The sequence below is a fragment of the Protofrankia symbiont of Coriaria myrtifolia genome (assembly GCF_900634755.1).
Lineage (GTDB): Bacteria > Actinomycetota > Actinomycetes > Frankiales > Frankiaceae > Protofrankia > Protofrankia coriariae.
The window spans coordinates 1-11202 of sequence record NZ_CAAAFS010000053.1 but is presented as its reverse complement, the minus strand read 5'-3'; the positions used below and the strand labels follow the sequence as shown (position 1 = coordinate 11202).

The following is an 11202-nucleotide window of genomic DNA, read 5'->3' as shown; positions in this document are numbered from 1 at the left end:
GTGTAGGGGGAGGGCTCGTGCGGGGCGGGCGGCAGATCGGGCGTACTGGGAAGCAGCGGAGCGGGGTCGTCCGGGATCGGAGTGTCCGGATCAAGCGGAGGCGGTGGGGCAGGCCGATGCACACGGACGTCCCGGCGAGCCACAACGACTTCGTGCGAAGCACCCATATGCGCCGGCATACCCCGACCGGTGTCCCACGGAAACATCGTTACGTCATCCGGCAACAGTCCGCGGACAGGATGAGGGAGTGAATCACCCGATCCCAGCCGGATGATGACCAAATCGTGGTGATGACCGAATTGTACGGACCCGCCGCAGCCCATAGGCTGCGCGCCGGACATACTTCTCTCATCCTGCCACCGGGCGAGATCCACACATGTGGCGCATCGCCCATCGGACGAGCTTCAGGAGCACGCCGGTTGGAACGGGACGGCGACACCATCGAAGCGGGCGGTGCCGTGGGTACCTCCGTGGTACCGGCGGACCCCGTGTCACCGGATGCCCCTGTGGCACCCGATGATCCCGTAGCGCCCGATGGCCATGTCGGTGACCGCGCCCCTACCCGCCCGGCCGCCGTGGACGGTGGCCCCGACGACCACGACGACCACGACGGCCCGGCCGCGGAGTTCCACGACTTCTTCGAGCGGCACCATCGCCAACTGTCCCGGCTCGCCTATCTGCTGACCAACGACCATGACGCCGCCGACGACATCACCGCCGACGCGTTCACCGCCGCCTGGCGGCGCTGGGACAGGGTCCGCCAGGCCGACAGCCCGCTGGCCTACCTCAGACGTACCGTCGCGAACATGGCCGCGAGCCGGCTACGGCGGATCGTGCGCGAGCGGCACGGCCTCGGCATTCTCGGCAGCCTGGCCGAGACCCGCAGCACCGACACCGACGTGCCGGCCGTCGTCGACGTCCGGACGGCGTTGATGTCGCTGTCGACCGGCAAACGGGAGTGCCTGGTGCTCCGGTACGCCTTCGACCTCTCCGAGGACGAGACCGCCCGCACCCTGGGGATCTCCGTCGGCACGGTCAAGAGCCAGACCTCGAAGGGCGCCGGTGAGCTGGAGCGCGTCCTGCTGGCGGGCACACGCGACAACGCGCGTGGGAGCGCCCGGGGGCCGCAGGCTCCGCCGGCGGCGGATCCCGTGGCACGGCTGGGCAGGAAGCATCCCGAGGCGCGCAAGGGGCTGCCACGCCGGCGGCGCGACGTCGATCCGCGGGCGCGGCTGCGGGGTGGGGAGGCGACATGACAGGCGGTCGCCGCTGCACCGGCCGTCGCCACCGCGGACACACCCTCGTGGAACCGGGGCCGTGGCTGTCCGAGACGCTCACGGACGCGGCGAACGCGCACGAGCCGGACAGCGCGCGGATCCGCGGACGCGTTGTCGGGCCGGGCCGTGAGACCCGCCCACCGCTGGCCCACGCTGCCGGCCGTCGCTCCGAAAGCCCGGATCGGCTGCCTCGTGACCAGCGACGGCGGCAGGGTCTGGAGCGGCAGGGCCTGGAAAGGACGGCCCCGCGGGGAAGAAGGCCGGAGAGACCGCCTGCCGTTTCCTCCCGATCCGTGACGATTACCCTGGGCGCCGTCGTCGGCGTGCTCGGCGTCGTGGCGATCACGCTGATCGGCATCCGGACAGTCCCGTCGCGCAATAATGATCATTCTATGTCGGCCACGGCGCTTCCGGTACCGCCGCCCGCTTCCGCGACCGGGGTCACCCTGCCTCTGCCCATCCCCTCGCAACAGCCCGCGTCGGCCGGGCCGACGTCACAGACCACACCCGACCCGGCCGCCGCGCCTCCGTCACCCCGAACACCGGCGGACAAGGCGCCGCGGGTCCAGCTCAGTGTCGGCCCGACGCCCCTGGAACGGATCATTCTGCCGACCCCGGGCGCCCGGGACTGGGTTCTTTACGGGAACGGCGCGAACAGATCCGCCGAGCGGGTACGCGCGAACCTGGCAGAACCGATCATTGGCCGGCTCAACGTGTCCGGCAGCGACCCGACGGTGGTCGCCGCTACCAGCCGGTTCGACTGGAGTGCGGGCAGCCCACAGCGGACGGGCCGCAACTATGCCGACGCCCTGGCGCTGCGGGACTCCGGCAGGTTCCGGCTTGCCGTCCCGACGGCCGGCCAGGCCGGCCGTCTGAGCCTGTACCTGGGCACGCTGGGGGTACGGGGCGTGGTGCGGGCCGACATCGACGGGCAGGATGTCTCGTCTGTCGTCGTGCAGTCGGGCCATTCGAGCAGATGGGTGGGTTCGGTAGTCGAGATCGACTTCGACCCGGGCTCGAGTGGAGGCATCCTGACCGTCGAGGTGTCCGCCCGGGCAGAGCCCGATTCAGATGACGCAGACGACCGCGACTACTCGAACAATCGCGACGAGCAGGACGAACGGCGCGACCCGGACGGGCGGGGCAGCCCCGGCGGCGGCAGGTTGTCCAGGCCGCAGCAGGTCCAGGCTGCGCCCCCGGGGCAGATCTCGCTTGCCGCGGCTGTCCTCTCCGGCCGCCGGTGAGCCGTTCTCGACGTCGAAAAAAATGTTCCGGACGCGGCAACCCCGCCAGGCTCCCGGGCGACTGGACATATGAACGTGCGGACAGCTCCGCTGCGCTCAGAACCGATGATCTTTCGGCTGACCAAAGCGCTGTTTCCGAACGTTCCGGCTCGCCCGTTCCCCGCTAACCCCCCCAGCCGGGGCGGGCGAGCCGCACTTGTCAACCCGTCCGACAGCCACGCCGGGCACGAACGGATGTAGCGTCGCAGACGTGCGCCGAATCCTCTTCTCGCCCTCCTGGATCCTGCGTCACGCGCTCGCACTGTTCATGATCGGTCTGTTCGCCAGGCTCGGGTGGTGGCAGTGGGAGAAGGGGCAGTCCGGTCGCGGGACCCTGCAGAACCTCTTCTACGGTGTGGAATGGCCGATCTTCGCCGCGGCCGTGATCTTCGGCTGGTGGCAGATGGTGCGCGAGGAACTTCGTCCAGGATCGGCGAAGAGGACTCCCGCGGCCGGTGAGGCGGCCCGCCCCGGTACGGACGGACAACCATGGAACGAACGCCACGGGCCTGGTGGGCCGGGCGGGTCCGGCACTGACGGTTCGCTCAGCAACGGCTTTGGCGACGACGAGGAGGATGACGAGGAGTTGGAGGCGTACAACCGCTACCTTGCCTCGCTCTACGAGCGGGACACGCCGTCCGGATCGGGGACACGGTGACACCGCCCACCAAGGAGGACGCCCGGAGCCCAGCCCCGGGACCGGAGCCCACGGCAGGCCCTGGAACGGCGGAAACGACGGCGAGCGGCACCGGTTCCGCCTCGGACTCCGGGCGCTTCAGCGAGCGCGCGGTCCGTCGTGCGCTGCTGCGCTTCCGGGTGATCGCCTATCTCGTCGGTGTGGGGCTGATCACGCTCGTGCTGGTGGGCGTGCCGCTGAAGTACCTGGCGGACGCCCCGGCGCTCGCCGAGACCGTCAGCCCCGTCCACGGGCTCCTGTTCATGATCTATCTTGCCCTGACCGCGGACCTGTCGTCCCGGTGCCGGCTGGGCACCGGGACGACCCTGTGGGTCATGCTGGCCGGCACGATTCCCTTCCTGTCGTTCGTGATGGAGCGCCGGGTCACCCGCACGGTGCTCGAACGACAGCGGTCCACTCACGGCACGTGAGACCAGTTCACAGCGTAACGACAACAACCACCGGACGTGACGTCACGCGACGCTGATAACCAATGCTGACGTCCGTCCGGCGGCGGAAACATTACGGCTAAGAGCACCTGATGTTGGAGAAGCCCCGCTCCGCACCCTGAATCCTGTTGTCACAACCGACCACGTTCTGGGTGCTGTCGCCGTTGTGGATATAAACCCCGAACCCTCCGCCGTTCACCGCGAGCGAATTGTTCCGGATGATGTTCCGTCGTCCCCAGCCGGCGGACTCGACGTGGGTCTGGATACCGTCCTTGATGCTTCCGCCGCCCCGGCCGGTGTTGTCCACGACGGTCCACCCGTTACCCTTGAGGTCGATCCACGAGTCGGCCTCGACCAGTCTGTCGGCGGACAGCGTGTTCCCGGAGATGATGCCGCCGGTGGTGCCTTCCTTGATGTCGATGTTCTCCGACGTCGTGCCGGCGATGTCATTCCCGATGATCGAATTCCGGTCGCTGTTGTCCGGGCGGCAGTTCGAGTACTTGCACCAGTTGCTGCTGGCGCTACCGACGTAGACACCTTCGCCGAACTTCTCCGAGCGGTTCCCGGTGTTCCGGATGACGTTCCCGGTCACCAGATTGTCGGAGCTGAAGGAACGCAGGTGGATGGCCTCGTCCCCGATGGCGCTCACACTGAGCCCGGCAATAATGCTGTGCTGGACGCCGTCCGCCATCACGCCCTTCTTGCCGTTGCGGACGCTGAAACCCGACAGGCGGACGTAGGAGGCATGGTCGATGTGCAGGATGTAGTCGGTGTCGTCCTGGCCGTCCAGCACGGCGTTGCGCGAACCGCACAGCCAGATCGGCTGTGCCGCCGTGCCCGACCTGGCGATGGTGAAGCCGCCGGCGTATGTGCCGTCGGCCAGTCGGATGACCGCGCCGGGCTTCGCCGACGCCAGCGCTGTCTTGAGATCACCGGCGTTACGGACAGTGGGCTCACCTGCCGGACAGGTCACCTCCTGGCTGCCGGACTGAGGCCCGCCGCCCTGGGTGACGACCGGCCCGGCCCCGGCGGCGGACGCCCGCGGGGAAGCCTCGGAAGCTGCCGAGCCCGTGGCTGGCGGCGCCTGCGAGCTCGCCGTTTTCGTGCCGCCCTGGCAGGCGGCGACCGTCACCGCGCACGCGAGCGCCACCGTCGCCATCACGTACTGACCCCAACGCCTGCGGGTGCCCCGGGAAGCCGGCCCTGTCGAGGGGCCGGCCGTCCCGGTGGGGACCCCCGCAGGAGGGATCGTCACAGTGGATCCCTCCTGGTGTAACGGTCACGATCTTTCCCATTGTAGGAAATCATCGCTCGCGATCCGACGGTGTCGTATTTCACCACCGCGGCACCTTCGCGATCGTCCTGGATCGTGGCGTCATCCGCCTCCGGGTCGCCCTCATAAAAACGATCATCTGGAAGCCGGTCGTTCCGGGCCTGCGGATATCCCTGTGGCGCGGCGGCGCTGGCGGGGTCACCTCCACGGAAATCGTCATCCTCGCCCTCGGCGAACCGCTCGAAGGGGTCGTCAGAATACCGTGCCGCATGGTCACGCAGGTAACGCAGGCCGTCCATGGTCGGGTTGTCGTCCTGGTTGGCCCGGGCACCATCACGATCACGCCCGCTGAACGCCCTGTCGGAGCTGCCGCTGCCGGGCCCCGCCTGCCGGCCGGCTGGGCCGGGCTGCGGCGTGGACGCGGCAGGCCAGGAGTGGTCGCCGTACCGCGGCCGGGATGCCGGCGGATACTCCTGCGCGGCGGCGCCGCGGTAGGTGGTCGTCCGCTGGGCGCCCTGGCCGGGTACCAGCGGTGTCCGTCCGCGGTCCCCGGGGCGCGGGGGCATGGGGATCACCTCGGTCGCCTCGACCAGCTCCAGCCGCTCGACGGCGGCCTGCAGGCCGGCCGGGCCGGCCGCGGCCGGCTGCGGGCCGGCCGGAACGGCACTCACGCTGGTCATGCGTCGTACCAGCAGATCGGACTCGGGATAGGGGTGTTCGTTGGCCGCGCGCTTGCGCCAGCGCCGGCCGGTACGCCAGCCAAGAATCGGCAGCAGTGCCATGAACGACCAGACGAACAGGGCCGGGTGCCGTTCAAAGATCGCGTACCACGGGCGTTCGAGCCGGGGAATCCACTTCGACGTGTCGTTGCTCTTCACGGCCGCAGCGGTGATCCCGACGGCTTTGCGGATGTCGACGGCTCGCCAGCCCCGGCCGGCCAGTGTGTTGTTGCCCACGGTCGTGCCGTCAGACTGGCCGCGTACAGTCACCGCGAACTCGGTCGAGCCGGATATCTTGTTACGGCTGATGATGCTCGTCGCGGCGTCCTGGGTGATGATCCCCATCCGCCCGTCGGCGAGCGTGTTGGTGGTGATGGCCGTCCGCTTGGCGTCCGGGCCGATCTGCAGGGCAGAGTCGGCCACGCCCCCGACGGTGTTGTCGAGGATCTGGGTGCCGTTCGCACCGCTCTTGACCACGACGCCCACCTGGCTGCCGGACACCTTGTTGCCGCGTACGACGGTGTCCTCACCGCCGAGGACCCGGACCCCGTAGCGCCCGTTGCCGCTCAGCGTGTTCGCCTCGATGACGGTTCCCTTGATCTGGTTGATCTGGACGCCGGTGGCGGTGGCGACGATGCCGATACCACGGCCGTCCAGCGTGATCCCGTCACCGCTGTTGTTCGTGATGGTGCTGCGCATGACCCGGGAGCCGGAGGCGCGGTCGATGGTGATGCCCTCGCCGTGGTTGCCGGTGGAGGTGCTGCCGGAGATGAGGGTGCTGACCGCGTCCCGGTGGATCGCCAGGCCGGCCCGGTCGTTGCTCTCCAGCCGCACATTGATCATCTGGATGCCCTCGCTACCGGAGATGTAGGCACCCCAGACGTTGTTGACGAACGTGGAGTTGGCCGCGCCACCGGTGCTGGGCTCGCCCTTGCTGCCCGTCCAGGCCACGCCGCCGGTACGGCCGTTCCAGAAGCCCAGGTTGGACACCCGGGCGTTGCGCACGACCAGTTCGCCACCCATCGTGCGGATGTAGGCGCGCCCGTCCACCGCGTTGACGTCGGGCTTGAGCTCCTTGATGTCCCAGCCGGTGACGTTCAGCGGCTGCTGCGCGTTACCGTTGATCTCGATGGCGCCACGCCAACTGGTGAGTCCGACGAATCCCGCCGGGCTGCTGGCGAGCCGCAGTGACCCGGCCCGCTGATCGATGATCAGGTGGGCGTCCGGCCCGACCACGATGTTGGTCAGCACCAGGGTGGCGCCGTCGACCTCACGGCGCATGCCGCCGGCGGCGGCGACCTCCTCGATCGTGTAAGGAGCCGGCCGGGCGGGCAGCAGCAGGGTTGGCAGGCTGCCCTGGGTCTGCACCATGGCAGGTGCCCGCAGCACCCCGAACTTCTCGAACATCGACCGCAGGCGGATGTCCTCGGCGTCGACGAGCAGGGCCTGCTTCTTGGCGTCCGCCGAGGTGACCGGGGGCAGCGGCGATGAGGGCGCGGCCTGCGCGGGGCCGGCCACGCCGATCAGGACGGAGGCGGCCCCGAGAAGGACGCCCGCGCACACCCCACCGCTCAGGACACGAGCCCACGGTCGCCGACGGCTGGGGGACGGCCCGGCGCCGGGCGACAACCCACGGCGGACGGAGAATCCGAGCGTCGGGATGATCATGAAACTCCGATCATTATTGGCTCACCCGAACGGACGCGTCCGACTGCCCCTCGCCACCGATCAGGTCGGCACGCCGGGTCAACCAGCCCTGCTTGTTCATCGAGATGAATGCCCAGGTCTTGATGGGCAGAGCAACGATGACGATCATCACGACCACCACCGGGAGGATGAAGATGTCGCGCGGCTGCTCCCGCAGATGCGACAGCCCGCGCACGGCACGCCCGCCCAGCAGCCACGCGACGGCGATGAGGGGGGCGTTTGCCTGTGGCCGGACCATCCAGAACCCGAGGTAGGTCATGGCCACCCCCATGGTGATCGGGGTGAGCAGGATCTGGAGGACGCTGATCTGGCAGATCAGCGGCTGGCGCCACAGCCAGCCCTTGTAGATCGCGGTCAGGTAGCAGCGATAGGAGTTACGGCTCCACCGCACCCGCTGCTTGATGAACGCCTTCAGCGAGTCGGGGAACATCGACATGGCCCGGGCCGTGTCCTGGTGCACGGTCTTGTAACCGGAGGCGAGGGTGAGCCAGGTCAGCCGCCCGTCGTCCCCGGCTATGCACCGTCTGCCCAGGAAGAACTCGTTCTCCAGGTTGTGCAGCACCGGCAGGATCGCGGACCGGCGGTAGGCCGCGGTCCGTCCGGACAGGCAGGCGACCGCGCCCGCCCGGCCCTGCGCCGGCACGTAGTCGAGGTAGCGGATGTCGACCAGCCAGTTGGCCACCCTGCGCCAGACGCTGGTGCGTGCGTTGTAGACGCTCTGCCGGGTGCCGACCCCGCCGACCTTGGGATCGACGAACGGCATCTGGACGGCGGCGAGCAGGCCCGGCTCCCAGGCCGTGTCGGAGTCGCAGAGGACCACGATCTCCTTGGTGGCGGCCTTGATGCCCACACCGAGGGCGGAGCGCTTGCCCTCGTGCACAAAGGGAAGGACACGCAGGTTGCGGTGCTCCCGCGCGTGCCTTCGCAGCCGGCTGATGAGCTCGGTGTCCTCGACGTCCGGGACGATGATGATTTCGTCGGGGTTCTGCGCCAGCCACGTCTGTAGACAGCGCTCTATGACATCCGGGTCCTCACGGAAAGAGGGGACGACGACGGATGTGGATGCCCGAAACTTGTTGTTGATCGGCTTGTAACGAGATGACAATACACGTCGGAACAACCACACCGACCACGAGATCACTCCCGCGATGCCCAGGGGAACAAGTCCCCAGTACGATCCGACGCGGTCGATCACGGTGCTGAGCGCGTCCATTGCCTAGCGTTTTCCCTCCGAGGGGTTACCGTAAAGACCCATCTGAAAAGCAGCGGCCCGGTGGCCCCTCCCCCTCATATCGGCCAAAAACTTGACCGTCGGACGCGAAGGCGCATAGAACCCCACCCCCGATGGCAGTTACACCGGAGGTTAGCAGTGTGACGTGAATCGCACGTACCCCGGGGCGTCGGTCGCTACGGAACACACCTACCCTGTCACGAGAAATAACGCGACCCCGGCAGATTTACTCTGCGATCACGAGGTGCGTGCATAATGCCTCTTCTTCGCATCGCATGACTCCGGGTGGCGGCAAACGTTAACGGATCATGTCGAATGCACAACGCCCATAGTCAGATTACCGCCAACTGGGAGTTGACAAACCACATGGGAACAACGGTTGTTGATCCATTGAGAATTTCTGTCATTGGAACCGGCTACCTGGGCGCGACACACGCGGTCTGCATGGCTGAACTGGGCTTCGAGGTCATCGGTGTCGACGTAGACCCGGGCAAGATCGAGCGGCTCACCGCCGGCGAGGTGCCCTTCTTCGAGCCCGGCCTGGAGGAACTGCTCCGCAAGAACCTGGAGTCCGGCCGCCTGTCCTTCACGACATCGCTGGCGGACGCCGCCAGCGCGGCGGACGTCCACTTCGTCTGCGTCGGGACGCCCCAGCATCCCGAGTCGAACTCCGCGGACATGCGCTACGTCGACGCCGCGGTCAGCGGACTGATCGCGGGTGGGCTGCGGCCGGGCTCGCTGGTCGTGGGCAAGTCCACGGTCCCGGCCGGGACGGCGGCCCGCCTCGCCGCCTGGCTGTCCGAGCAGGCACCCGGGGTCGAGCTCGCCTGGAACCCGGAGTTCCTGCGGGAGGGCTTCGCCGTCGACGACACCCTGCGCCCCGACCGGCTCGTGTTCGGCGTCGCGCCCGGCGGCAACGCCGAGGCGACGCTGCACCGCGTCTACGCGTCGGTGATCGCCGCCGGCACGCCCGTCGTCACCGTCGACTACCCCACCGCGGAACTGGTCAAGGTGGCCGCGAACGCCTTCCTCGCCACCAAGATTTCCTTCATCAACGCGATGGCCGAGGTCTGCGAGGCCACCGGGGCCGACGTCACCCACCTGTCCAAGGCCATCTCGTACGACACCCGGATCGGCGGCCGCTTCCTGCACGCCGGCCTCGGCTTCGGCGGCGGCTGCCTGCCCAAGGACATCCGCGCCTTCCAGGCCCGCGCGACCGAGCTCGGCGCCGGTGAGGCCGTGGCCTTCCTGGCCGAGGTGGACGCCATCAACCTCCGGCGCCGCACCCGCACCGTCACCCTCGCCACCGAGGCGCTCGGCGGCGACGTCACCGGGAAGAAGGTCGCCGTGCTCGGCGCGGCGTTCAAACCCAACTCCGATGACATCCGGGACTCCCCCGCCCTCGCGGTGGCCGACACCCTGCGCAAGGCCGGTGCCACGGTCGCCGTCTACGACCCGGCCGCCATCCCGAACGCCCGGCGCGCCTACCCGGAGATCATCTACGCCGACAACGCCGTCGACGCCGCGATCGGGGCGCATATTGTGCTCCATCTCACAGAATGGACAGAATTCCGCGAGCTCGCCCCGAACGCACTGACCGCGGTCGTCGCGGCCCGCACCATCATTGACGGTCGCAACACCCTCAACCCGGCCCAATGGCGTGCCGCGGGCTGGACGTACCACGCGCTCGGCCGTCCCTGACAAGTCGGCGAACCGACAGCATCAGCCGGAGCGCCACGACCGAGTGGACACGACGCTCCGGCTGATCGCTACCGCGCTCCGCCCGGCCGGCACGGCGGGGTGGTCCGTCACCGCCCCGGGCAGGCGGACCGCAAGCCGTTCGTCAGGGCCGAGCCAGCTGACCCGCCCCAGCCTGCGACCGGGACGCGGGCGGCCCGCCGCCGTCGCAGGCATCCCCGCCGCACGAAGCTGCGCCAGTTCCGTCCCGAACGCGAAAACGCGCCCGTCCGACCAGGTGAGCAGGTCCTGCCCCGGGTCGCCGGTACGGGCGCACACAAGCTGCCGGCGGTCCGGCTCCCAGATCAGCGCGACCCAGTCCCCGCCCAGCGGCCCGAGACAACGTTCGCCGTCCCTGCGGTAGGCGGCCGCGAGCAGGCAGGCGTCGGTGGAGCCCACGCAGGCAGGAGCCCCGGGCCGGTCATCTGACACACCGGCCGCAGGTTGCGCGTACGGGCCGGCTGACGCACCGGCCGACAGGTACGTGTGCGGACCGGCCGACGGTTGCGCGGGCAGGACAGCCGGGGCACCGCCACGCGGTGAGATCGGGCCGCTCCCACCCCGTCGCCGCCGTCCGGGGCAGCCGTCGAGGACGACGACCAACCCCTCCGCGTCCACCGCGATCGGTGGTGTCGGGTCACCGGGGAACCCCGAGGCCGTCACCACGCCGAACGGCCCGTCGAGGTGCACGCCCCGCGCCGGCGGCAGGCCCACCGACGACGAGGCGAGCATCGCCGTGAGGACCGAACGCCGCACCGGGGCATCGTCCAGGCGCAGCAGCCCGCAAACCGTCATACCCGCTCTCCCGCGATCAGCGGTCCCCGGGCGTCCGCCCGGCCCCGCCCACTCC

General features: G+C 69.2%; 9 protein-coding genes. 5 read left to right on the top strand and 4 right to left on the bottom strand.

The genetic code is table 11. From position 1 onward, the window contains the following. The first annotated feature begins 506 nt into the window (after positions 1-506). From CM1CMNOD_RS02875 to CM1CMNOD_RS02860, 4 genes are all read left to right on the top strand, one after another. Positions 507-1256, top strand: a complete 750-nt coding sequence (locus CM1CMNOD_RS02875) for a SigE family RNA polymerase sigma factor (protein ID WP_237702963.1) — start codon at positions 507-509, stop codon at positions 1254-1256. 314 nt (positions 1257-1570) lie between these two features. Then, positions 1571-2521: a hypothetical protein gene (locus CM1CMNOD_RS02870; RefSeq protein WP_043602867.1), complete on the top strand. Its 951-nt coding sequence runs from the start codon at positions 1571-1573 to the stop codon at positions 2519-2521. A 250-nt stretch (positions 2522-2771) separates the two neighbouring features. After that, complete coding sequence (locus CM1CMNOD_RS02865; RefSeq protein WP_013872168.1) at positions 2772-3218, top strand: hypothetical protein; 447 nt, start codon at positions 2772-2774, stop codon at positions 3216-3218. Continuing rightward, on the top strand, positions 3215-3667 hold the full coding sequence (locus CM1CMNOD_RS02860; protein WP_013872167.1) for a DUF3817 domain-containing protein: 453 nt from the start codon (positions 3215-3217) through the stop codon (positions 3665-3667). Before CM1CMNOD_RS02865 ends, CM1CMNOD_RS02860 begins: the two co-directional genes overlap by 4 nt. Positions 3668-3764: 97 nt before the next feature. Here CM1CMNOD_RS02860 and CM1CMNOD_RS02855 read toward each other — a convergent pair whose 3' ends face one another. From CM1CMNOD_RS02855 to CM1CMNOD_RS02845, 3 genes are read right to left on the bottom strand one after another with little or no spacing between them, the layout of a single operon-like run. After that, positions 3765-4940 (bottom strand): right-handed parallel beta-helix repeat-containing protein, encoded by a 1176-nt coding sequence (locus CM1CMNOD_RS02855; RefSeq protein WP_013872166.1) that lies wholly within the window; start codon positions 4938-4940, stop codon positions 3765-3767. Continuing rightward, on the bottom strand, positions 4937-7345 hold the full coding sequence (locus CM1CMNOD_RS02850; RefSeq protein WP_013872165.1) for a right-handed parallel beta-helix repeat-containing protein: 2409 nt from the start codon (positions 7343-7345) through the stop codon (positions 4937-4939). The genes CM1CMNOD_RS02855 and CM1CMNOD_RS02850 overlap by 4 nt, the downstream gene beginning before the upstream one ends. Before the next feature lie 13 nt (positions 7346-7358). Next, positions 7359-8597: a glycosyltransferase family 2 protein gene (locus CM1CMNOD_RS02845; protein WP_013872164.1), complete on the bottom strand. Its 1239-nt coding sequence runs from the start codon at positions 8595-8597 to the stop codon at positions 7359-7361. Between the two features lie 384 nt (positions 8598-8981). Here CM1CMNOD_RS02845 and CM1CMNOD_RS02840 point away from each other — a divergent pair, with 384 nt between their 5' ends. Further along, positions 8982-10316 carry a UDP-glucose dehydrogenase family protein gene (locus tag CM1CMNOD_RS02840; protein ID WP_043604648.1) on the top strand — a complete coding sequence of 445 codons (1335 nt, stop codon included), beginning with the start codon at positions 8982-8984 and terminating at the stop codon, positions 10314-10316. Between the two features lie 21 nt (positions 10317-10337). On the opposite strand, the gene CM1CMNOD_RS22175 is transcribed toward CM1CMNOD_RS02840, so the two are convergent. Continuing rightward, positions 10338-11147, bottom strand: a complete 810-nt coding sequence (locus tag CM1CMNOD_RS22175; RefSeq protein WP_013872162.1) for a hypothetical protein — start codon at positions 11145-11147, stop codon at positions 10338-10340. Positions 11148-11202: the final 55 nt, after the last annotated feature.